Genomic DNA, 22,980 nt, shown 5'->3' with positions numbered 1-22,980 from the left:
AGTTTATCAAATATTTGTAAAATGGGGAAGATTTTTTCTCTTTTATTTAACGGAATTAAAAATCAACTAATTTTCCTATAAACGAATATTTTTGCAGAACCTGATGTTTTCGTTCGGTTTTTTTCGCATTTTTATTGTATCTATTTATAATAGTGATATAATAATTTTAAAATTAATTTATTCACTCATATAATCGCGGGGATATGGCCTGCAAGTTTCTACCGGATTACCGTAAATGATCCGACTATGAGTGAGCAATGCAGGGGTCGTTCTTAACCTCTTTTTGCCCGCAGCTTGTATATTAGCCCAAGGCCATTGCTTCACTCATTTTATGATGTGAATGCATGGCTTTGGGCTTTTTTGTACTTAAAAGCCCTCATCTAAGAGGAGGAATACGATGGAATTGCTTATTGAAAAAATTAAAAACGAAGGTACCGTCCTGTCATCGTCGGTACTTAAGGTAGATTCATTCCTGAATCACCAGATTGACCCGCACCTTATGCTTGAAATTGGTAAGGAATTTGCTCAGCGGTTTGCTGATAGCGGCATAACCAGAATACTGACGATTGAATCATCTGGAATTGCCCCTGCAGTTATGGCGGGGCTCCAACTGAATGTACCAGTTGTTTTTGCCAGGAAAAGAAAATCTCTGACTCTCGTAAATAATCTGTTTACAGCATCTGTCTACTCTTTTACCAAGGAAGAAACTAGCGAAATATCCGTTTCCAATCAGTACTTATCAGAAAACGATAACGTATTGATCATTGACGACTTCCTTGCTAACGGACAAGCCGCACTAGGTCTTGCAGAAATAGCCACCAAGGCGAAAGCATCAATTGCAGGAATCGGAATTGTGATTGAAAAAGGATTTCAAGATGGTGGCTCTCTTCTTAGAGATAAGGGCTACAGGGTCGAATCATTGGCTACAATCAGCTCTCTTGATGATGGATCAGTCAGCTTCAAACAACCTACAACTAAGACAAAGGTGGAATTAACACGATGAAACAGAACCCTTTTAAAATTGCTTCATTAGGTATCCAGCATGTATTGGCGATGTATGCAGGAGCGGTAATCGTTCCGCTGATCGTTGGAGGAGCCCTCGGATTAACAGGAGAACAGTTGACTTATTTAGTTTCAATCGATATTTTCATGTGCGGTATAGCAACCCTTTTGCAAGTATGGCGCAATAAATTCTTCGGAATCGGCCTCCCTGTGGTTCTAGGCTGTACGTTCACTGCCGTAGGACCGATGATTGCGATTGGCGGACAATATGGTATTTCAGCCATTTACGGCTCCATCCTTGTTTCTGGTATATTTGTTGTCGCGATTTCAAAGTTCTTCGGAAAGCTTGTCAAGTTTTTCCCTCCAGTTGTGACTGGGTCTGTTGTAACAATCATCGGTATCACTTTAATTCCGGTTGCGATGAATAATATGGCCGGAGGACAAGGCAGCCCGGATTTTGGTTCTCTCACAAACATCGGACTTGCATTTGGTACTTTAATATTCATCATAGTGTTATTCCGTTTCTTTAAAGGGTTTGTCCGTGCCATTGCTATTCTGTTAGGGTTGGCCGGGGGAACAATTGTTGCTTATTTTATGGGAATGGTTAATTTCGACGCTGTTGGCGAGGCTTCCTGGCTTCATATGCCGGCCCCATTCTATTTCGGACTCCCAACATTTGAAGTATCAGCCATCCTGACAATGATTCTCGTAGCGATGGTTAGTCTGGTAGAATCAACAGGAGTTTACTTTGCCCTTGGGGACATTTGTGAAGAAAAAATTGAAGAGAAAGATCTGGAAAATGGATACCGCGCAGAAGGACTTGCGATTATCCTCGGTGCATTCTTTAATGCTTTTCCATACACCACTTATTCACAAAACGTTGGACTTATTCAACTGTCAGGAGTAAAAACAAAGAATGTCATATACACAGCAGGTGCATTCCTTGTATTGCTAGGATTAGTACCGAAAATCGGCGCATTGACTACGGTCATCCCGACACCTGTTTTAGGAGGAGCAATGGTTGCCATGTTTGGTATGGTTGTCGCTTACGGAATAAAAATGCTTAGTGCGGTAGAGTTCTCATCGCAGGAGAATCTATTAATCATTGCCTGCTCTGTAGGAATGGGACTCGGTGTGACAGCCGTGCCCGAATTATTCGCACAAATGCCTTCCAGCATCAGAATCCTGACAGATAACGGAATCGTTGCCGGAAGCTTAACTGCTATCGTATTGAATCTAGTATTCAATGTATTTAAAGGCAATAAAGCAGCCCAGCATGCTTCTTTTGCAGAGCAGAAGGCTTCTTAAGAGTTTTGATAACATTCTTGTGGATCAAATTAAGGCACCGGTTGAATCCGGTGCCTATTTACATTCTATTATTCTATTGGTGACCTGTTTTTCGCTAATCTTGAATTTTAGGACGCCAATCGGCTTTATTGATGACCTGTTTTTCAAAAATTTTAAAATTCAGGTCACCAATCAGCTTGGTGACCTAAATTCTCACAAATCTCTATTTTAAGGCGCTAATCACTACAATGTAAATATTAATCTTTCTTTCTATTGTAAAGCCTGCTTCAAATCCTCAATTAAATCCTCAACGTCTTCAATTCCTACAGAAATCCGGATTAACCCGTCTGTAATCCCAAGTTCTGCTCTACGCTCTGCTGGGATGGAAGCATGAGTCATTTTCGCCGGAACAGAGATTAAGCTCTCTACTGCTCCAAGGCTTTCTGCAAGGGTGAAATATCTAACTTTGCTCAGTACCTCAGCTGCTTTTTCAGCGCTTCCTACATCGAAGCTGACCATACCGCCGAAGCCGCCTGCCTGTTCCTTCGCGATAGAATGCTGCGCATGCGATTCCAGTCCTGGGTAATACACTTTTTCTACACTCTTGTGGCCAGAAAGGAAATTAACGATTTTCTCCGTGTTCGTCTCGTGGGCTTCCATACGGAGTCCGAGTGTCTTGATGCCTCTCACTAATAGCCAGGAGTCTTGCGGACCTAAAATCCCACCTGTGGAATTTTGAACAAAATGAAGATCATCGGCAAGCTGACCATCATTCACGACGACTAGTCCTGCCACTACATCGCTGTGCCCTCCAAGATATTTAGTTGCAGAATGAAGGACCATATCAGCACCCAAAGTCAACGGCGTCTGCCAGTATGGTGTGCTGAAGGTGTTGTCAACGATCGTCAGCAAATCATTTTCTTTTGCCAGCTCTGCGCATGCCTTAATGTCCGTTACCTTTAAAAGCGGATTTGTTGGTGTCTCGATATACAATGCTTTAGTATTTGGCTTAATAGCTGCCTTTACTGCTTCAAGGTCCGTTGTGTCAACGAATGTGGATTCAATGCCGATACGGTTAAGCACCTTGTTCATAATCCTGTAAGTACCGCCATATACATCATCTGTCAGGATGATGTGGTCTCCAGAGTTAAAGAGCATCATCACTGCTGTGATTGCCGCCATTCCGGAACCAAAGGCAAATCCTCGTTTACCTTCCTCTAGATCCTTGATCAACTCTTCAAGAGCAAACCTGGTTGGATTACCTGTCCGTGAATATTCGTAGCCCTTATGGACTCCTACATCCTCTTGCTTGTAAGTACTTACTTGATAAATTGGAAACGATACAGCACCTGTAGTTTTATCTCCAGGTATTCCTCCGTGAATCATTTTTGTTTTGCGCTTCATTTAAATTCCCCCCTCGTAAATTTTTTTGCTTAGATAACGCTCGCTTCCGTCTGGAAAGACTGTCACGATGTTTGTGCCAGGAGGGGCTTTTCGTGCTTCTTGTAAAGCTGCGTGAAGAGCTGCGCCAGACGAGCTTGCAGCAAGTATTCCCTCTCTAGCCGCGAGTTCTTTCACGGTGTCAAATGCATCTTGATCGGAGATGGTATAGATGTCATCAAATAAAGCAGTGTCCATATATTTCGGAAGGAATTCCATGCCGATTCCTTCTGTTTTATGAGGGCCTGACTGGCCTCCGTTAAGAATCGATCCTTCGGGTTCAACAATGACGGTCTTTATCATTGGATTTTTTTCTTTTAAAAATTTTGCAGTACCCATGAAAGTTCCCCCGGTACCGGCACCAGCTACGAAAATATCAATTTCTCCATCTAGGTCTTGCCAAACCTCAGGTCCCAGCGTCTTATAATAAGTTTCCGGATTTGACGGATTGGAAAATTGCGATGGTGAGTATGAATTAGGAATCTCTTCAAGCAATTGCTCTGTTTTTCGAATTGCTCCAGCCATTCCTTCCGAAGTAGGTGTATGGATGATATTCGCACCAAGTGCCCTCATCAACGTTTGTTTTTCTAAGCTGAACTTTTCCGGCACTACAAAGATAACATTAATCCCTTTGTTGATTGCTGCCAGCGCCAGCCCGATCCCCGTGTTCCCGGCAGTAGGCTCAATAAGAGTGCCGCCTTTTTCCAACTTACCTGTACGGAACGCCTCATCGATTAACTCTAATCCCAGTCGGTCTTTAATACTGCCTCCCGGGTTTAAGTATTCTAATTTGGCAAACAAACGTACATCGTTAGGCAGGCGGAATCGGGTGAGTTCAACCATAGGTGTATGTCCGATCAATTCATGAATACTGCGGTAAAGCGTCATTGCATTTAACTCTCCTTATTCAGCAAATACCTGGCGCCACTCATCTTTCTTTGCCAGCATTTTTGCAGCAATTTCTTTTGCTCCCTCAAGGCTGTGGCTCGCTGCCCAGCCGCACTGGATTTCGTTGCAGGCAGGAACCTCATCTGCTTCAAGCACATCCTTCAGAGTCTTTTCTAACACTTCAAGAATATTGTCGTAATCATCATGGTTGATCACCGATAGGTAAAACCCTGTCTGGCAGCCCATCGGACTGATATCGACGACACTTCCATGGTGATTGCGGATATTTTCGGCCATTAAATGTTCAAGTGAATGAAGACCTGGCATCTCCATATGCTCCTTGTTCGGCTGGCAGAATCGGATATCATACTTGTGAATCACATCGCCATTGGCACCTTGTGTTGTTCCTGCTAAACGGATATATGGTGCGGCCACCTTCGTATGATCTAAATTAAAGCTTTCAACATTCATTTTCTTTACCATTACTTCTTCAACTCCTCTAACATTAGTAAAATTAGTTCTGCGGAATTTTTCGCGGCCGTTTCCAAGAATTGATCAAACGAGATATTTGAATCTTTCCCTGCAATATCGGAAAGCGACCTGATGATAACAAATGGCACTTCGAATTGATGGGCCACCTGGGCGATTGCTGCCGCCTCCATTTCTGCTGCATACAAATCAGGCAGCTTGGTCCTGATGAATTCTACCCTTTCCGGGTCATTCATGAAGGAATCACCTGAAGCGATCAAGCCTTTAACAATCTGGATGCCGTCAATCTTTTCAGCACTCGTTAACGCGACTGTGACAAGCTTTTCATCTGGGGCGAAGTAAGCAGGCATCCTTGGTACCTGGCCATATTCGTATCCAAAGATTGTGACATCAACATCGTGATGCCTTACTTCTGTCGAAATGACGACATCACCGACATTCAGGTTTTTATGAAAACCGCCTGCAGAACCTGTATTGATGATGACATCGGGTTGGAATTTATCAATAAGGATCGCTGTCCCCATTGCCGCATTTACTTTGCCGATTCCTGACTTCAGCAGGACTACTTGCAAGCTATCAATCTCTCCTTGATAAAATTCACTTCCAGCAAGATAGATATCTTCTCTGTCTTTGAGTTTACTGCGAAGCAAATCTACTTCTTCATCCATTGCACCGATAATCCCAACTCTCATCGTGCCTCTCCCCCATACTATCTATAATTTTACTTTTCTTTCACAGCTTCCATTAGCCAAACATAGGAGTTTAACTTTTCAAAATTAACCTGGAAACCATGTCTCTCAAAAATCAGCTTCAGTACATCAAGAGTCGTATAGTACTCACTCTGCAAATCCTTAAGGAGATTCACGTATCCCTGTTCCTTTACTATCCTATGCCTTTCGTTACGGTCTCTTTCATTTAAAAAAGCAGTATCCGCAAATACGATCTTTCCACCTGTTTCTAACATTTCGCTGTATAGCTTTATGGCGGTATCCTTTTCATCATCAGTTAAATGATGAAAAGCATAAGTACTGACAATTGAATCTATTTTTTCAGGAAGGTTTGGAAATTGAATAAAATCTCCATCGTATAATTCTAGCTTCATGAACCGAGCCTTCGTTTTTTCCCTCATGACTTTTGAAGGCTCTACTCCATATACCTCTCTGCCCAAGCCAATTAGTTTTTCGGTAAGATTCCCAGTCCCAACACCAAATTCAAGTACTCTACCCTTTGACTTTTTAGCTACTAAATCTAATATTTCCTCATAATCTTCAAAAACATCTTTATATTCAACGTCTTGCCCAGAAACCGTTTCGTCGTAAAACTCAGCCCATTCGTCAAATAAGGGGATAAATTCTCTACCCAAATTATTCACCCACTTTTTAATTATTATAATTCCTATATGTATAGTATGAATTAAAATATTATAGGTCACATATTAGCATATTCAATTTTCTAAATCAATTTATTTTATCGGGATTAAATTGCCTCCACATTGAAGAAAACAACTCAACAATAGTGTATACTTACTATAAACACAGACATTTCAGGGGGATAACATGGGGAAGAGAGTGCTAGTTGCTGAGGATGAGCAAAGAATTAGCCATTTATTAAAGATGTACTTAGAAAGAGAAGCTTTTATTGTGGAAGTCGCAGACAATGGCGATGAGGCTTTGGAGAAGGCGCTGCAGGATTCCTTTGACATCATCATCCTGGACATTTTAATGCCAGGAAGAGATGGTTTTTCAGTATTGGAGGAAATCAGGAAAACTAAAGACACACCCGTGATCATGCTTTCTGCTAAAGGGGAAGCTCATGACCTTAAACGAGGAGAAGAATTAGGGGCCAGCGAATACATTTTGAAGCCATTCAGCCCAAAGGATGTAGTTTCGAAAATAAAAGATCTGTTATAGTTTGACCTCTACCGGACACTACTTTTGATTTCCAAACTCTGTTTGTCCGTTAGAGCTCTTCTATCGGACACTTCTCTCGGCTTCCACCTTCCGTTTGTCCGTTAGAGCTCTTCTTTCGGACACTTTTCTCGGTTACCGCCTTCCGTTTGTCCGTTAGAGCTCTTCTATCGGACATTTCTCTCGGCTTCCACCTTCCGTTTGTCCGTTAGAGCTCTTCTTTCGGACACTTTTCTCGGTTTCCACCTTCCGTTTGTCCGTTAGAGCCCTTCTATCGGACATTTTTCTAGGCTTCCACCCTCCGTTTATCCGTTAGAGCTCTTCTTTCGGACACTTTTCTCGGTTACCGCCTTCCGTTTGTCCGTTAGAGCTCTTCTTTCGGACATTTTTCTCGATTTCCACCTTCCGTTTGTCCGTTAGAGCCCTTCTATCGGACATTTTTCTAGGCTTCCACCGTCAGTTTGTCCGATTGAGCATTGTATAGCATGCTTTTTAAGTAATTTATAACAATTCACCTTTTCGGATTTCTTTTATTTCTCCATAAAACTCTATCTTTTCTCCGTCAATGACAATTCCATCGCCATCACGGCAGGTAAAAATGCTTTCTTCCTGGAGAAGAGAATATTCTAAAAGTTCGTCCAGCTGATGTTTTTCTCTGTTCCAATGCGGCATAAACTCAAAGTCTACCAGTCCTAAACCGTTTAATTCACACAACTGAACTTCGTTTTGATCATGAAATCCGGCAATCTTGATTGATTTGGACATAATGATGCTTCCAGCACTTACACCGATTAACGTTTTTCCTTCTTGAACCATTTCTTTAATGTAGGTGACGATGTTTTTTTCCTGCAGGTTTTTCAATAATAGATATGTATTCCCCCCTGACAGGAAAATGCCGTCACAGCTTTTAAACTCGTCCAACTGTGATTCCTCGAACTCTTGATCTACATCAAAATAAAAGAAGTCTGTAACACCCCAACTCGTTAACTCTGGCCTGGCTTTTTCAAAATACCATCTTTCTTTATCAGTTCGCGATGGGATATAAGCTAACTTAAAAGGCTTTGAACCTGCTAATTCCTTAATTCTGTTCTTTAAAGCGGGATTCATATTTTTTAAATCACTCAGCAACACTAATTTAAACATCTAGACCAACTCTTTCAACAAATTTTCATCAAAATAAATTCGATAAAGTAACTGTATAAACCTGCTAAAAGGATCAAATAAAAAGAGCCTGGAACATCCAGACTCTTCAGAAAAACATTTACTTTTTATTTGACCAAATCACAAATGGTATTAAAACTAAGGATATTACCCCTCCTGCCAGCGACAGGAAGGCAAAGCTTGAATTTGCAACGACCATTCCGGAAAGCATCCCGCCCGAGGCCCCTGACAAGGCGACCATCACATCCACAGTTCCTTGCATTTTTGCGCGGTTTGTTGGATTTGTCGCATCGACTAGCAGTGCGGTTCCGCTAATCAGACCAAAATTCCAGCCTAGGCCGAGAAGAATTAGTGCAAGGGTAATCCAAAGCATGGATTCACCTGGTGCAACAGCAGCAATAACCCCGGAAATCAGCAGTGTAACTCCTGAAGCGACCGCCATCGTCGCACGCCCGATCTTATCAACAAGTACACCAGTCAAAAGAGAAGGCAGATACATAGCTCCAATATGGAACCCAATTACCATCCCTACAGCGCTTAAACCATGTCCATGGCTGCCCATATGCACCGGTGTCATCGTCATGATCGCTACCATCACAATTTGTGTAAGGATCATAATAAGGGCTGCAACTCCGATACCCCTTTTATCCGTTACAAGTTCTTCCTCTACATAATCAGGAGAACTTGCTTTAGCATTCCGTTCTGCCAATGCAATCGCCCTTGCGACCACATACGGATCTGGGCGCAGGAAAAACAATAACACTAATCCAGCAACGATATAGGCTGCGGCTGCGAGAATGAATGGTCCTGACAAAGCCGGTACCCCTACAGAAATGGCAAACTCCCCCATGACCTCGACAAGGTTAGGACCGGCTACAGCGCCAAACGTAGTAGAGACCATCGCGATACTGACTGCTGTTGCACGTTGTTTCGCACTGGCCAGGTCTGTCCCTGCGTACCGTGCCTGTAAATTCGTCGCACTTCCAGCACCGTATACCAACAGTGCTGCAAAGAGCAGAAAGATATTATTCGTTACTGCAGCGATGATAACCCCAATGGCACCAATTCCGCCAGTTAAAAAACCAGAAGCCAAGCCAGCCCGCCTACCGTAGCGTTGCGAAAGGCGACCGACTACGAGAGCCGCTCCAGCAGATCCCAGGGTGAACAGGGCTATCGGAAGACCGGCAACACTATCCGTGCCAAGCATATCTTTAGCCAACAGCGCCCCCACAGTAATGCCTGCAGCAAGACCTGCACCGCCGAAAATCTGGGATAAAACAACTATTAATAATGTCCTTTTATATAAAGCTTTTTGTTTTTCAGGTGATTCTACATAAGCTTGCAACCACCCGGGTTGACTCTCCAAAGCCGCTGCATCTTCAGTTTGACGTGACATTTTTCCAGCTCTCTCTTTCTTAAAATCATGATGAAGCAATTATACCATATTGGGTATATCGTGGATATCATAAAATTCAATACTTCTCCAGCTCAGCTTCTAAATCTTCCCTCAGCGTATCCACATTGATTACGGCAGAATCTATATCCGTTGGAAAAATGGAAGGCTTGACTCCGTCAGATTTCATACCCGGGAGCCAGTTTTCGAGGAAGTGATCCAAATCAATTCTTTTTGGTGTAAAGCCTGCCCATTCTTTCTTCGCAAAGGTTTCCGCGAACTTCTCATTTGGGAAGAATGGGATCAGCGTATTGCCCAAGTCATCTTGAGCAGTTGCCCAGCCTTCGTTATATAGTCCCCATACCTCTTCATAATCTGCTGATTTTTTAATGAAGTATTCATACCTTATAGCTGCTGGCTGCCTGATGACTGCTTCAAATTCACGTTGATTCAAATTATAGCTCTCCTATCTATGTCCATCTTTACGTGCCTGAATGTAACCATAATACGCGCAAGTTCCATTTTGCGAAAGATCCTTTACCTCAAAACCGCATTTATCATAGAAGCTAAAATTGTCCGCTGAAGTATGGGCAAACCAATCTCCATGGGGAAGCTTTTGCACGCAAAGCTTCACGAGTTTCTGGCCAATGCCTTTTCCACGATATGCCGATAAGACGGCCAGGTCCATAATATTCGCTGCCATTATCTGATCCGAGATGACCCTTACCATCCCGACCATTTCATTTTGGTCCCAAACAGTAAATGCCCAGGTGGCATTTTTGAATATCAGTGAAAACTTTTCTTTTTGCCATTCTGGAGTGTTCCTTGCCCAGCCAGCATCTTTAAAAAGCTTCTCAACCTTTTCTGCCGGAATCCCTTCCGTGCCTTCCCGTATGACAAGTCCGTTGAAATATTGATACATATGTAATCCCCTTTTTAAAATTCCTTACGTTTCATATTCTGTATTTGCCAACAGATGTCCTGCCATTGTTTAACATTTGCTGTAGGCCCGGTTATTTTGACCTTTGATAACAAAGCCTAATTATAGGAGGTGTATTTTCTATGGTAAGAATTCATAATCCAGTTAAAGGTGATAAAAACAAAGTCGGTGCTGACGGCCAGCTTCACGGCGGTGTTATGGAAACTGCAGACGAATTTTTCGATTCTATTTTTCAGCAAGGCACTAAGAATAAGGCTGGAGACAAAGCAAAGAAGCAAAAATAACGCCATTTCCGGCGTTATTTTTATCTAGTCATTTTAATGGTTGCGATGGATTAAGTTCTTCTTGAACCTTCAATTCCGTTTACCACAATTAAATGTCCCTTAAATCCATTTTCTTAGGACCTTTTGATTTAATCCGTATTTCAAAATGTCCATTAAACCCTTCTTCTTAGACATTTCAATTCAATCCACAACTCAAAATGTCCATTAAACCCTTCTTCTTAGACATTTTGATTCCATACACCCATTAAAATGTACTTAAGAGACTCTACAATAAGAAAAGCACTCATCGCTAATGAATGAGTGCTTGTCCGTTATTATTTTCCTGTCTGCTTGTTCATTGCTGACATCATTTGATTGATTTTCTTCTGGGATGGTTTCATACCCATCTGCATCATCATCATTTTAAGCATTTGTTCGTTAATTGGCGGATTTTTCTTTAAGTAGCTCTCCATATATTTACGAGCAATGAAAAATCCTAGCGCTACACCGACAACTAATGCCAGTATACCAACTAGAATTAGATCCCACATAAAACTTCCTCCTTCATGTTGTCTAACATACAGTGTACTAAACCAACAGCTATTATACAATATCTGCAGTTTTTTTTCTCTATTAAATCAGCTCATTTTGAAAAATTTTTGCATTTATTGCACAAAAACAATTAGCAATGAGAGAATCAACTTACATTATACATATTTACGTTCTTTAATCGGCTTGAGCCAACCGTATTTGTTTGATTCGAGATCGATAGCCAGGAATGATGATTCACATTTCCGGAGGATTTCAAAAAATACTGTTTCCGCGTCTACTTGCCCACGGGAGTCCAATTCTAGCCATCTCTCATGGACTCTAAGTGTGGCTAAACTGTTATTTGTATTATTTTCAAAAATATATGTGCCGTTCTCTACATGAAATCCTTTTGCCTTGGAAAGCTGTTGATGCAGGAGCTGATGGATGCGAAGCACAGGAATGGATTTTGTCACGAACTTGACTTGCTTGGCAATGATAGATTTCAAATCGTCGTTTGCTTGACTATATTCCAAAAACAATTGATAAAACATCCGTTCTCTTCCGAAATAATGGGAGGCAAATTCATCTTCTATTAGATATAGCTGGTAGGATCTCATCTGATCCCCTCCTCTGCAGACAAGCTTTTGTCTTTATTATAGAAAAACGTTCAGTCAGCGTTTGTCTAAAGATGCCGAAAAAATGCACTAATTATGTCGAATTCAAAACTTTCTTACTTTTTCATTATAAAACCCGAAAATTTAGTTGTCTCGGAAATAGGAGTTTAACAACTTTTTATACAAGAAAAGGAATACTAGGTTGTTATCAGGGGAATATATCAATGTTAATCAGAAAAGAGAAAGGATGACTATGCATGGCTACAGTACTTTACATTACAGCGAATCCTAAACCAGTTGAGGAATCATTCAGTCTATCAGTTGGGGAGGAATTCATTAAAGCATACCGTGAAAACAACCCTAACGATGAAGTTATAAGACTTGATCTTTATAAAATGGACGTTCCGTTCATTGATACAGACGTTTTCAGTGGCTGGGGCAAATTACAGCAAGGATCTGCTTTCGAACAGCTAAGTGATGATGAAAAGCAAAAAGTCAGCTCGATCAATCAACTGACAGACCAATTTATCGCAGGAGATAAGTACATCTTTGCGACTCCTTTATGGAATTTCAGTTTCCCTCCAAAAATGAAAGCTTATATTGACAATATTGCAATTGCCGGTAAGACATTTAAGTATACTGCAGAAGGACCGGTTGGTTTGCTAGGTGGTAAAAAAGCCCTTCATATCCAGGCACGCGGCGGTGTGTACTCAGAGGGTCCTGCTAAAGATCTGGAATTTGGCGATCGTTATCTTCGTGCAGTTCTTGCCTTCATGGGTGTGACTGATGTTGAAACACTGGCGGTAGAAGGCATGGCAGCTACGCCAGATAAAGCTCAGGATATCAAACAACAAGCCATCCAGCGTGCAAATGAGCTGGCAAAACAATTTTAGTCCAGAAAAAAAAGCCTGTTTTCAGGCTTTTTTTACTGAATCATTTTACTCCGTCCAATGGAATATCTTTGCGATGGTCAAAACTGTAAACAGCATCTTCAGAGATTGCCTGTTCTTCAGAGTTTGCTTGGTGAGCCACCTGATTTACTGCCGCGCCGTCCAGTGGAATGTCCTTTCCATATTCAAACATTTACACACACCTCCTGATTATTATTATGGGTATTTGTTACTAATATATTTACCGTGTTCATTCTTTTTTCCTGCTTTATCCGAAAAATTTTCTTTAACAAAAAAACACCCGACTATTCGGATGTTTTGACTCTGTTGTCATATCACTCACTCTATTTAAAAAGAACGCTTCGTACTTGCCTCGTTTAAATTACCTGGATTACTAACCGTAATTGATTCCATATGTTTTGCGACTTTTGTGCTATATGTGAAATCACCATAACAATACGGATAGCGGAAATTGTTCTTATCTCCTCCGCAATTATAAGTTTGCGGATTTTTCTTAACCTGGATCATCGAGAATTTTTTTGCCAGCTCCTCGCTATGCTTCCCACCGTTTTTTGCTACAAAATCAATATAACCAATTCCCATATTGTAGGACTGGATGACTGCCGGGAAATCAACTTGCATTTTATTTCCATACTCCACAACTCGATGGAAATATTTTACGCCTTGCTGGACGCTTTGTTCTGGGTCCTGAATCGTATTTGGTGCAAGGCCAGCAGATTCAGAGGCTTGCATAGGGTCGCCGCCCTTCCCCCTGCTTTCCTGCATCATCAACGCGGCGACTGTGATGGTATGTTCGTCCAGCCCCACCCTTTTCAATTCTTCCTCAATCATCGGGGTATACTTGGCAACTTCTCCTATTGAACTATTCACACCTACATTAATTTTTCTGAAACTCTGATTATATAAATCCTGGAATCTATCGAGCAGAAAAAATCCAATGAAGGCGATGAACAATAAGATTGCCAGATTGAAATTTATCTGGACCTGCTTTTTCTTTTTAGGCCTGCTTTTCTTGTACTTTCCCATCATTTCTCTCCCAAATATTGTACTCTTCTCTCCTATTTTATAAAAAATAATAGAATGTTGAAAGGGAGCCGCTTTCATTATTTTTCGCAGCTCCCTTTCATTTAATTATTCTTCATAAATCATTTTGCGTGTCATTCCACCATCGATGACCAAGTCCTGGCCATTAATAAAATCGTTATCCGGATCAGCCAAATAGAGGCACGCCTTGGCTATATCTTCAGGTTTTCCGACACGATTGGACCAATGCTGAAGATGATCCTTCTCCCTGAGTTCGTCATAATCCTCTGTCTGGACCCAGCCAGGACTTATTGAGTTGACAGTGATTCCCTTTTCTTGAAGTGAGGCTGCCAGGGCATGTGTCAAAGCAACGATTCCGCCTTTCGATGAAGCATATGCTTCTGAGTTTGGCTCAGACATTGTTGCTCTTGTAGAAGCTATATTGATGATTCTTCCACCTGCTTTCATCCTTCGGGCAGCTTCACGTGAACCGATGAAAACGCTCCTAAGGTTTGTGAACACTACATCCTCCCACTCGGCAGTTGTCAGCTCAAATAGTGGCTTGAATCTGGATACCCCGGCATTATTAATTAAAATATCAATTTTGCCATAATCTTTAAGTACACTTTCTACTAGATTTAATATATCTTCTTCTTTCCTTACGTCTGTTTTATAAAAGGAAGAAGTCCCATCCATACCTTCCAGCAAGGTGATAACTTCTTCGCCCTTTTTCTCATCTAAATCAGCAATGCAGACAATGGCCTGTTCCTTAACAAATGCCTTTGCTATCCCTTTGCCAATTCCATTTGATCCTCCAGTTACAATGACTACCTTTCCCTCTAAGCTTCCTCTCATCTCTGTCATCCCTTTCTTCATATAGATCCCTTTGGCTTTTCCCGTTTTATTTTGTCTTCACTCATATTTGTCCAGTTTAGCTGCAATTTTACATGCGTATGGAAGATTTATTGGGAGTTCAAACATATCATAACTTGTTTGTTAATATTTCCATAGAGATCGAGGCGCCTTATTTCATCCTCCCAATTGGAACATTAAAGACGTTCAGTAAATAGATTACCCACGGTATTGACAAGCCCCATGCTAAAAGAGGATTTTTGAAATGAATTCTCAGCAATGAAAACATAACGAAGTTGAACAACAGTGACCAACCTATGTTCCAGCCATGGTGATGATTTATTAAATTCAAATACTTTTCATTGATGAACTCAACGAATGTATAAAGGAATGCCCAAAAGGAAACCCACACTAGCTTCTTCCACCTCGTTTGTGGAAATCTGCCAAGGTATATCAGGATGGTTGAAGGATAAACAATAACCATGATCATTAAGGAGATGATTGTATGATTCCTAAGGATTCCTTCTCCAAAAATTGTCTCTTGATAGGTCCACATGGAGTAATTGTAAAGCAAAGCAAATTTCAGTAAATCTCCAGTAAAATAGTAAAGGATCGTAGGATAGTATTCTCGCCAGCGCTTCCAGTCACCCCAAATGAATCCTGCAATAAGAAATAGACCATTATAAATAAAATGCATGAGTTACACTCCAGCTTTTTTATAATAGCTTTTCCAATATCTTGATATTAATTAAATTAATAATGAATTATAAAAAACTGTTCTGTAACAAATTTTTCCTATAGAATTATTAGTGGAGAATTTAAAAGAGTGGTGTAAATAATGTTTAAATTATTGTTGATTGAAGATGATTCTTCTCTTTTTAGTGAAATTAAAGCTCGGCTGTCTTCGTGGTCTTACGATGTATATGGTATTTCCGACTTTGAGAAAGTTATGCAGGAATTCGCTAGCATTAAGCCAGATCTGGTCATCATTGATATTCAACTGCCTAAATTTAATGGCTTTCACTGGTGCAGGATGATTCGTTCCCATTCAAATGTGCCCATCATATTCCTGTCTTCGAGGGACCATCCTACAGACATAGTGATGTCCATGCAGCTTGGAGCGGATGATTTTATCCAAAAACCATTCCATTTTGATGTGCTGATTGCAAAAATCCAAGCCATCCTGCGTAGAGTCTATGATTACAGCACAATCCAAAGTAACCTGAAAACATGGTGCGGAGCTACGATAGATTATGATAAAAACACGCTCACTAATAGCCGTGGCGCAATTGAATTAACAAAGAATGAAATATTCATATTAAAAATACTGATCGAAAAGAAAAATCAAATTGTCGACCGTGACTTAATCATAAACAACCTATGGGAGGATAAACGGTTTATTAGTGATAACACATTGACAGTTAACGTTAATCGCCTTCGGAAAAAGCTTGAGGAGCTTGGTTTAGGCAATAAAATAGAAACAAAGGTGGGACAGGGATATATCGCGGTTGAAGAGGAAATGACAGATGGTTAAAACATACCTGAGAGAACGGCGCAGTTGGATCATCATGTTTTTTACACATCATGTACTATTAATCTTTATTGCCTATATCGATTCAGCTTTGCCTCTCAATTCAATTATTTATTATGCATTTTTATCTACGATTCTCTTTGCTATCTTTTTGTTCATTCGCTTTCAGAAGGAAATGAAATTTTACCATGAGCTTGCAGACCATGATGACGTTTTTGACTTATCACGAATCCCTGAACCATTCAGTCCATTTGAAAAAATGGTCGTAGATCGCTTTATCAAACAAACAGAAAGCTTGAGAAAAACTGGAGAAGAAAATGATTTTCAGCTGGAGCAGGAAAAGGATGAAATACTCTCCTGGATACATGAAGTAAAAACACCGCTTACTGCCATGCACCTTATGATTGATCGATTGAACGATTCTTCCTTGAAGAAAGAGCTGACGTATGAATGGCTGCGGATCCATCTTTTACTGGACCAGCAACTCCATAAAAAACGGATTCCTTTTATGGAAAATGACTTGTATATTGAATCGACAAATTTGGAAACCTTAATTTTTGGAGAAATTAAGAATTTGCAGTCATGGTGTATCCAAAAAGGCATTGGTTTTGAAGTTGAATTACAGATAAAAGAAGTATTAACAGATGCAAAATGGTTATCTTTCATTATTAGACAGCTGTTAACGAATTCAGTAAAGTACAGTGAGGATTCAGATATATCGATACGAAGCTTTGAAAGCAACGGACAGGTTGTGTTGGAAGTGATTGATCAAGGAAGAGGAATCGAATCTCGCGACCTTCCAAGAATTTTTGAGAAGGGCTTTACTTCAACAGCCCACCATCAGGACAAAGCAGCATCAGGCATGGGCTTATATTTGGCAAGCAAGGCTGCTAAACCGCTTTTGATTCAAATTGGGGTGAAATCTCAGCCAGGAAAAGGAAGTAATTTCAGTCTTACCTTTCCTAGAAGTAATGATTTTGTGCGGATAACAGGCATGTGACAAAAATGTCACATGCCTTTGTTGATTGTTCGCTGATTCGAAGGAAAAGGAAATGGCTGGATTCTATAATGATGATAACAAAGAAAGGAAGTGTAGAGATGATTGTTTTAGAAGCTAATAAACTATATAAAACATACGGCAACAAATTCAATAAACAGGAAGTTTTAAAAGGACTGGATATTAAGATTCAAAAGGGTGAATTCCTCAGTATCATGGGTGCATCCGGTTCTGGAAAAACAACTTTGTTGAATGTCTTATCCTCTATAGACCGTGTCAGTGATGGTTCAATTAAGATAGAAGGAAATGAGATTACAAGGATGAAGGAAAAACAACTTGCACAATTCCGCAAGCATCATCTTGGGTTCATATTTCAGGATTACAATTTGCTTGATACACTGACAGTAAAAGAAAATATACTTTTGCCATTGTCTATCAGTAAAACACCGAAGAAAGAGGCTGACCAAAAGTTCGAGGCTTTAGCTGCTGAACTGGGAATCATCGATATCCAAAATAAATATCCAAATGAAATTTCGGGTGGACAAAAACAGCGTACTTCAGCAGCAAGAGCCTTTATCCATGAACCAAGTATCATTTTTGCAGATGAACCGACAGGTGCGCTTGATTCAAAATCGGCTTCCGACCTCTTGAATAAGCTGAGTGAATTGAACCTTAAAAGAACAGCGACCATCGCGATGGTAACACACGATCCGGTTGCTGCCAGCTATTCCAGTCGTGTCATCTTCATAAAGGACGGTCAAATTTTTACGGAATTGGTTAAGGGAGATCAAGGACGCCAGGCATTTTTCAAGGATATTATGAAAACCCAAGGTGTGTTGGGAGGCGTTCAATATGAGCATTAATCAACTCATGCTGCGCAACTTGAAGAAAAACTTAAAAAATTATTATCTATATATTTTTGCGCTTATGTTCAGTGTTGCCTTGTATTTTGCGTTTGTCACCCTTCAATACGATCCTGCACTGGACGAAACAAAAGGTACCATTAAAGGTGGCGCTGCAATCAAGGCGGCTTCCATTTTGCTTGTAGGAATCGTCACGGTATTTTTACTGTATGCCAACAACATTTTTATTAAAAGGAGAAGCAAGGAAATTGGCTTATTTCAATTAGTTGGTATGACCAAGAGCAGAATTTTCAGGATTCTGAGCGCAGAAAACTTGATCCTGTATTATCTCTCATTGGCAATTGGGATATTTTTAGGCTTTTCCATATCAAAGTTAATTCTGATGATATTATTCAAAATAACCCAGGTTGATGGGATTGCCTCCCTTACCTTCTCTGGTACTGCTTTAACTCAAACATTGATCGTATTCTCATGTATTTATGGAGTGATCATGCTTATGAACTATATTTTTATAAAAAGGCAAAGCATTCTGTCCTTGTTCCATGTTGTATCTTCATCTGAATCAAGGGTGAAAAAGCTTTCTCTTTTGGAAATGCTCGTCGGGTTTATCGGAATTGCGCTGATTATCGCGGGATATTATGTTTCTACCCAATTGTTCAATGGTAACCTCACGACAATGATGCATTTGTTCCTGGCGATGATTTTCACCCTTGGTTCCGTCATCATTGGAACCTACCTTTTTTATAAAGGGTCGGTTAGCACGATTGCCAACCTGATCAGGAAAAAGAAGGGCGGGTATTTGAACATAAATGAAGTGCTATCTTTATCTTCAATCATGTTCCGGATGAAATCAAACTCAGTCCTTCTGACGATCATCACGACTGTATCTGGACTGGCCATTGGACTATTGTCCTTAAGCTATATATCTTATTATTCGGCAGAACAGATAGCGAAAAACAATGTTCCAGCTAACTTTTCATTTGTTACAGATGAAGCCGCAAATCGGTTTGAAGAAGACTTGAAATCAAATGGAATTCCCTTTAGAGAAACAAAAATCGAAGTACTCCAGGCCGTGATGAATGCAGAGGATATTATCGGAATGAAAATGGAGGAGTATACTCAGGATCCTAAGGCAATGAGCGTTTCTGTAATAAGCGAAAAGTCCGTTGCTGGATTTGATCTTGCCAAAGACGAAATGTATCTGACAGGTTACAGCGACATCATGATGAAATTCATTTCCATGAAAGACTCTGGACCGATTGAGCTCATCGGCAATAAGAATACCCTTTACATGCAATATCTTGGAATGAAAAAAGATTACCCAATCTCCAGATATTTTGGTGGTTCTCCGGTTGCAGTCGTTGACGACAGCGTCTTCAAAGAATTAAAGGGTGACTTGGATCCTTCTATCCAAAGAAGCTCGTCACTTTATATTGGGGTTGATATTAAGGAAGGAAAGGATCTTATTAAAGCAAATACCCTATTCAATGAGAAAAAGTATAATGAAGAAGCCATGAATGAATCACGACTTGATAACACAAATATTCAAAAAAGACAGATGGGACTAGCCATGTTTATAGTCGGATTTCTTGGGTTAACTTTTCTCGTTACTTCAGGCTGCATCCTCTATTTTAAACAAATGGACCAAAGCGAAGATGAAAAGCCAAATTATACGATATTGAGAAAACTTGGTTTTACACAAGGGGATTTACTAAGAGGAATTCAGGCAAAACAAGCTTTTAACTTCGGCATACCATTAGTCATTGGCCTTATGCATAGTTATTTTGCCGTAAAGTCGGGATGGTTTCTTTTCGGGACAGAACTTTGGATGCCAATGTTCATCGTGATGACTCTCTATACTGTATTATACTCGATTTTCGGGATCCTTTCGGTGCTCTACGCAAAGAAGGTAATCCAAAATGCACTGTGATAAAAAGCCAGGCTGCAAGTATCAGCCTGGTCTTTGCTTTATTTTTCACTCTCTGTTGATACTTGCCACTCCACGCCAAATTTGTCCGTCACCTGGCCATAAGCTGAGCTCCAGAAGGTTTCCTGGATAGGCATCGTAACGTTTCCATCCACCTGTAGCTTCTCAAAAATCCCTTTTGCTTCTGTTGCATCATTTACTAATATTGCTATCGTTACCTGGGATCCAAGCTGGTATGGATGGCCGGGAAAAGTATCCGATAACATTAAGCTGGCTGTGCCAATTTTCAATTGTGCATTCATTACCCGATCTTTTGCTTCTTCAGGAAGCGGATACTCTGGATTGGGAGGCATATCTCCAAATGTCTGCAGACTGATGACCTCTGCGCCTAATGCATGCTGATAAAACTTTACTGCCTCCTGGCCATTTCCATTTGTTACTAGATAAGGAACAATACCTGTTATCATAACAACACCTCTTTGTTTGAATAAGAACATTTGTTCGTAATATAAATTTTACCACATACTTCATTAGAATACAATAATCTATCTTGCCCGGAAAACAAGGAGAACAAACTGGTACTAAAAAAAACGAGTACGGAATCAGATTCCATACTCGTCATTTAATGAATATTAGTTTTGCTCAAGCAGTGCTTTAACGCGAGCGACAACATTGTTGACTGAGAAACCGTACTCTTCCAGGATCTTTTCGCCAGGCGCTGATGCACCAAATGTATCGATTGCAAGCACTTCTCCTTCGTCACCAACATAACGGTGCCAGCCAAGTGAAGAGCCCATTTCGATTCCTAAGCGCTTCTTGACAGACTTAGGAATAACACTTTCTTTATATTCCTTAGACTGCTGTTCGAAACGATCCCATGAAGGCATGCTTACAACTGCAACGTCGATGCCTTCAGAAGCTAGAGCCTCTTGGGCTTTCACTGCAAGGCCTACTTCTGAACCTGCTGCTAGAAGCAATGCATCAGCATTGTCTTTTCCAGCTGGAGAAATGACGTAAGCACCTTTAGAAACGCCTTCATATGCGTTCTTATCAGTATCCTTGATCGTTGGGAGGTTTTGGCGAGTCAACACAAGAGCTGTAGGCGTCTTCGTTGATTCAACTGATAGCTTCCACGCTGCCGCTGTTTCGTTGCCGTCTGCAGGACGGATCACAGACAGATTTGGCATAGCGCGAAGTCCTGCAAGCTGCTCAACTGGTTCGTGCGTAGGTCCATCTTCACCAACTGCAATACTGTCATGTGTGAATACGTATGTTACAGGCAATCCCATTAGTGCAGCGAGTCTGATTGCCGGCTTCAAGTAGTCGGAGAACACGAAGAATGTTCCGCCAAATACCTTAAGTCCACCGTGAAGTGCCATACCGTTCATCGCAGCACCCATAGCGAATTCACGAACACCAAACCAGATGTTACGCCCTTCGAATGAACCTGGGAAAAAGTCACCTGATCCCTTGATCATTGTTTTGTTTGATCCAGCAAGGTCAGCCGATCCGCCGACTAAGTAAGGGAGGTTTTTAGCGATTCCGTTAAGCGCTTCTCCAGAGGAAGCACGGCTCGCTAGACTCTTTCCTTCTTCGTATACAGGGATGTCTTTATCCCATCCTTCAACTAACTCACCCTTCATTGCCTTTTCAAGTTGGACCCCTAGTTCAGGATATTCGCTCTTATATTTTGCGAAAAGCTCGTTCCAAGCCTGTTCCGCTTGTTCACCTTTTTCAGCGATTTGCTGTTTGAAGTGCTCATATACCTCACTTGGTACATGGAAGTCTTCTTCAAAAGTCCACTTATAAGCTTCCTTGGTAAGCTTAAGTTCATCAGCACCTAGTGGAGCACCGTGAACATCTGATTTACCGGAAAGGTTAGGTGAACCATATCCAATGATCGTCTTGACTTCAATCATTGTTGGACGGTCTTCATCCGTCTTCGCTTCTTCAATTGCTTTTGCGATTTCTTCAAGGTTGTTCCCGTCTTCAACGCGAATGTATTGCCAGCCATATGACTTGAAGCGGCCTTCAACACTTTCGGAGAATGACTTATCAAGATCGCCATCCAAAGAAATATCATTTGAATCATAAAGAACGATCATTCTGCCTAACTTCAGGTGGGCTGCAAGCGATGCTGCTTCAGCAGATACACCCTCCATTAGATCTCCATCACCGCAGATACTGTATGTATAGTGATCAACGAGATTATAGTTATCCTTGTTATAGACTGCAGCAAGGTGACGTTCAGCCATTGCCATACCGACTGCCATAGCAATCCCCTGGCCAAGCGGTCCAGTTGTTGCGTCTACACCAGCAGTGTGGCCAAACTCAGGGTGTCCTGGAGTCTTACTTCCCCATTGGCGGAATTGTTTAATATCATCCATTGTCAGATCATATCCTGCAAGGTGCAGCAAGCTGTATAGCAACATTGAACCATGTCCAGCTGACAATACAAAACGGTCACGGTTAAACCATTCTGGGTTCTTAGGGTTGATGTTCATGTAACGAGTCCACAATGTGTAAGCCATTGGAGCTGCCCCCATCGGCATGCCTGGGTGGCCGGAATTTGCCTTTTCAATTGCATCAATTGATAAGGTACGAATGGAATCAATTGAAAGCATATCAATTTCTTTAAACATTATATACATCCTTTCTATAGGTACTAGCTACATCCATAATATTATAGCGAGAGAAATTATTATACAACAAATTGTGCCTGAAGGAGACAGAAATGGCCGTATTGTTATTTATTTTGACACAAACTCGCTGTCGATATGTAAATGAAAGCCTTTGGGGGTGCAAAATAATTGCATAGTAGTGCTTTTTCAGTACAAAGCCTTAACTATTTATGTATCTTTCCTTAGTCTAATTTCCACTTATTTAGTGAGATGAAACAAACTAGTGGAATATTTATCATAAGTTCAAAAAATAAAAATGGAATACATGTCGCATGTATTC

General features: G+C 40.9%; 27 protein-coding genes and 1 riboswitch. Of the genes, 9 read left to right on the top strand and 18 right to left on the bottom strand.

Annotation, left to right across the window (positions count from 1 at the left end; translation table 11 throughout):
• Positions 1–165 precede the first annotated feature (165 nt).
• A riboswitch (purine riboswitch) is annotated at positions 166–267 on the top strand.
• Between the two features lie 130 nt (positions 268–397).
• Entirely contained in the window at positions 398–1,003 is a 606-nt protein-coding gene (locus CD004_RS08550) for a xanthine phosphoribosyltransferase (protein ID WP_102262367.1), read from the top strand.
• Positions 1,000–2,310 carry a nucleobase:cation symporter-2 family protein gene (locus CD004_RS08545; RefSeq protein WP_102262366.1) on the top strand — a complete coding sequence of 437 codons (1,311 nt, stop codon included), beginning with the start codon at positions 1,000–1,002 and terminating at the stop codon, positions 2,308–2,310. The genes CD004_RS08550 and CD004_RS08545 overlap by 4 nt, the downstream gene beginning before the upstream one ends.
• A gap of 249 nt (positions 2,311–2,559) precedes the next feature.
• On the opposite strand, the gene CD004_RS08540 is transcribed toward CD004_RS08545, so the two are convergent.
• The 5 genes from CD004_RS08540 to CD004_RS08520 are packed head-to-tail and all read right to left on the bottom strand — an operon-like array spanning position 2,560 to position 6,469.
• Positions 2,560–3,693: a bifunctional cystathionine gamma-lyase/homocysteine desulfhydrase gene (locus tag CD004_RS08540; RefSeq protein WP_102262365.1), complete on the bottom strand. Its 1,134-nt coding sequence runs from the start codon at positions 3,691–3,693 to the stop codon at positions 2,560–2,562.
• Positions 3,694–4,617, bottom strand: a complete 924-nt coding sequence (locus tag CD004_RS08535; protein WP_102262364.1) for a PLP-dependent cysteine synthase family protein — start codon at positions 4,615–4,617, stop codon at positions 3,694–3,696. It abuts the gene before it with no gap.
• A gap of 15 nt (positions 4,618–4,632) precedes the next feature.
• Positions 4,633–5,100 (bottom strand): S-ribosylhomocysteine lyase, encoded by a 468-nt coding sequence (locus CD004_RS08530; protein WP_102262363.1) that lies wholly within the window; start codon positions 5,098–5,100, stop codon positions 4,633–4,635.
• Positions 5,100–5,798 carry a 5'-methylthioadenosine/S-adenosylhomocysteine nucleosidase gene (gene mtnN, locus CD004_RS08525; RefSeq protein ID WP_102262362.1) on the bottom strand — a complete coding sequence of 233 codons (699 nt, stop codon included), beginning with the start codon at positions 5,796–5,798 and terminating at the stop codon, positions 5,100–5,102. The genes CD004_RS08530 and mtnN overlap by 1 nt, the downstream gene beginning before the upstream one ends.
• Before the next feature lie 29 nt (positions 5,799–5,827).
• A complete protein-coding gene (locus CD004_RS08520) occupies positions 5,828–6,469 on the bottom strand; it encodes a class I SAM-dependent DNA methyltransferase (RefSeq protein WP_102262361.1) in 642 nt (213 codons plus the stop codon).
• Between the two features lie 193 nt (positions 6,470–6,662).
• Between CD004_RS08520 and CD004_RS08515 the strand changes: the two genes are divergently transcribed.
• Positions 6,663–7,016, top strand: a complete 354-nt coding sequence (locus CD004_RS08515) for a response regulator transcription factor (RefSeq protein ID WP_102262360.1) — start codon at positions 6,663–6,665, stop codon at positions 7,014–7,016.
• A gap of 309 nt (positions 7,017–7,325) precedes the next feature.
• Here CD004_RS08515 and CD004_RS24425 read toward each other — a convergent pair whose 3' ends face one another.
• From CD004_RS24425 to CD004_RS08495, 5 genes are all read right to left on the bottom strand, one after another.
• On the bottom strand, positions 7,326–7,451 hold the full coding sequence (locus CD004_RS24425; protein ID WP_267892361.1) for a hypothetical protein: 126 nt from the start codon (positions 7,449–7,451) through the stop codon (positions 7,326–7,328).
• Between the two features lie 63 nt (positions 7,452–7,514).
• Positions 7,515–8,156 (bottom strand): Type 1 glutamine amidotransferase-like domain-containing protein, encoded by a 642-nt coding sequence (locus CD004_RS08510; protein ID WP_102262359.1) that lies wholly within the window; start codon positions 8,154–8,156, stop codon positions 7,515–7,517.
• Positions 8,157–8,274: 118 nt separating this feature from the next.
• Positions 8,275–9,570, bottom strand: a complete 1,296-nt coding sequence (locus CD004_RS08505) for an MFS transporter (protein ID WP_102262358.1) — start codon at positions 9,568–9,570, stop codon at positions 8,275–8,277.
• Positions 9,571–9,646: 76 nt separating this feature from the next.
• A complete protein-coding gene (locus tag CD004_RS08500) occupies positions 9,647–10,021 on the bottom strand; it encodes a DUF2750 domain-containing protein (RefSeq protein ID WP_102262357.1) in 375 nt (124 codons plus the stop codon).
• Positions 10,022–10,033: 12 nt separating this feature from the next.
• Complete coding sequence (locus CD004_RS08495) at positions 10,034–10,489, bottom strand: GNAT family N-acetyltransferase (protein WP_102262356.1); 456 nt, start codon at positions 10,487–10,489, stop codon at positions 10,034–10,036.
• Between the two features lie 140 nt (positions 10,490–10,629).
• On the opposite strand from CD004_RS08495, the gene CD004_RS23720 reads away from it, so the two are divergent.
• On the top strand, positions 10,630–10,791 hold the full coding sequence (locus CD004_RS23720) for a hypothetical protein (protein WP_158651510.1): 162 nt from the start codon (positions 10,630–10,632) through the stop codon (positions 10,789–10,791).
• A gap of 314 nt (positions 10,792–11,105) precedes the next feature.
• Here the strand turns inward: CD004_RS23720 and CD004_RS08490 are convergent, their stop codons facing one another.
• Positions 11,106–11,321, bottom strand: a complete 216-nt coding sequence (locus tag CD004_RS08490; protein WP_041966564.1) for a YneF family protein — start codon at positions 11,319–11,321, stop codon at positions 11,106–11,108.
• A gap of 156 nt (positions 11,322–11,477) precedes the next feature.
• On the bottom strand, positions 11,478–11,918 hold the full coding sequence (gene sirA, locus CD004_RS08485; protein WP_102262355.1) for a sporulation inhibitor of replication protein SirA: 441 nt from the start codon (positions 11,916–11,918) through the stop codon (positions 11,478–11,480).
• 254 nt (positions 11,919–12,172) lie between these two features.
• On the opposite strand from sirA, the gene CD004_RS08480 reads away from it, so the two are divergent.
• Entirely contained in the window at positions 12,173–12,808 is a 636-nt protein-coding gene (locus CD004_RS08480) for an FMN-dependent NADH-azoreductase (RefSeq protein WP_102262354.1), read from the top strand.
• 40 nt (positions 12,809–12,848) lie between these two features.
• Here CD004_RS08480 and CD004_RS23715 read toward each other — a convergent pair whose 3' ends face one another.
• From CD004_RS23715 to CD004_RS08465, 4 genes are all read right to left on the bottom strand, one after another.
• On the bottom strand, positions 12,849–12,998 hold the full coding sequence (locus CD004_RS23715) for a hypothetical protein (RefSeq protein WP_158651509.1): 150 nt from the start codon (positions 12,996–12,998) through the stop codon (positions 12,849–12,851).
• Between the two features lie 155 nt (positions 12,999–13,153).
• The gene (locus CD004_RS08475; RefSeq protein ID WP_233434962.1) at positions 13,154–13,855 is read right to left on the bottom strand and encodes a lysozyme family protein; all 702 of its coding nucleotides are present in this window, start codon (positions 13,853–13,855) and stop codon (positions 13,154–13,156) included.
• 102 nt (positions 13,856–13,957) lie between these two features.
• Positions 13,958–14,725, bottom strand: a complete 768-nt coding sequence (locus CD004_RS08470) for an SDR family NAD(P)-dependent oxidoreductase (RefSeq protein ID WP_226675290.1) — start codon at positions 14,723–14,725, stop codon at positions 13,958–13,960.
• Between the two features lie 148 nt (positions 14,726–14,873).
• Positions 14,874–15,398: a CBO0543 family protein gene (locus tag CD004_RS08465; protein WP_102262352.1), complete on the bottom strand. Its 525-nt coding sequence runs from the start codon at positions 15,396–15,398 to the stop codon at positions 14,874–14,876.
• A 141-nt stretch (positions 15,399–15,539) separates the two neighbouring features.
• On the opposite strand from CD004_RS08465, the gene CD004_RS08460 reads away from it, so the two are divergent.
• The 4 genes from CD004_RS08460 (at position 15,540) to CD004_RS08445 (ending at position 20,022) form a co-directional block, all read left to right on the top strand.
• Positions 15,540–16,235, top strand: coding sequence for a response regulator transcription factor (locus tag CD004_RS08460; RefSeq protein ID WP_102262351.1), 696 nt, complete (start codon positions 15,540–15,542; stop codon positions 16,233–16,235).
• A complete protein-coding gene (locus tag CD004_RS08455; RefSeq protein WP_102262350.1) occupies positions 16,228–17,232 on the top strand; it encodes a sensor histidine kinase in 1,005 nt (334 codons plus the stop codon). The genes CD004_RS08460 and CD004_RS08455 overlap by 8 nt, the downstream gene beginning before the upstream one ends.
• Positions 17,233–17,330: 98 nt before the next feature.
• The gene (locus CD004_RS08450; RefSeq protein WP_102262349.1) at positions 17,331–18,092 is read left to right on the top strand and encodes an ABC transporter ATP-binding protein; all 762 of its coding nucleotides are present in this window, start codon (positions 17,331–17,333) and stop codon (positions 18,090–18,092) included.
• On the top strand, positions 18,082–20,022 hold the full coding sequence (locus tag CD004_RS08445; protein WP_102262348.1) for an ABC transporter permease: 1,941 nt from the start codon (positions 18,082–18,084) through the stop codon (positions 20,020–20,022). The genes CD004_RS08450 and CD004_RS08445 overlap by 11 nt, the downstream gene beginning before the upstream one ends.
• Positions 20,023–20,060: 38 nt before the next feature.
• Here CD004_RS08445 and CD004_RS08440 read toward each other — a convergent pair whose 3' ends face one another.
• Together CD004_RS08440 and tkt are read right to left on the bottom strand one after the other, a co-directional pair.
• Positions 20,061–20,486, bottom strand: a complete 426-nt coding sequence (locus CD004_RS08440; protein WP_102262347.1) for a VOC family protein — start codon at positions 20,484–20,486, stop codon at positions 20,061–20,063.
• A 165-nt stretch (positions 20,487–20,651) separates the two neighbouring features.
• Positions 20,652–22,661, bottom strand: coding sequence for a transketolase (gene tkt, locus CD004_RS08435; RefSeq protein WP_102262346.1), 2,010 nt, complete (start codon positions 22,659–22,661; stop codon positions 20,652–20,654).
• Between the last annotated feature and the right edge of the window lie 319 nt (positions 22,662–22,980).

The organism is Mesobacillus jeotgali, assembly GCF_002874535.1.
In the GTDB taxonomy this organism is placed as follows: domain Bacteria; phylum Bacillota; class Bacilli; order Bacillales; family Cytobacillaceae; genus Mesobacillus; species Mesobacillus jeotgali.
The sequence above is the reverse complement of the archived record's forward strand: the minus strand, read 5'-3'. Positions and strand labels throughout refer to the sequence as shown.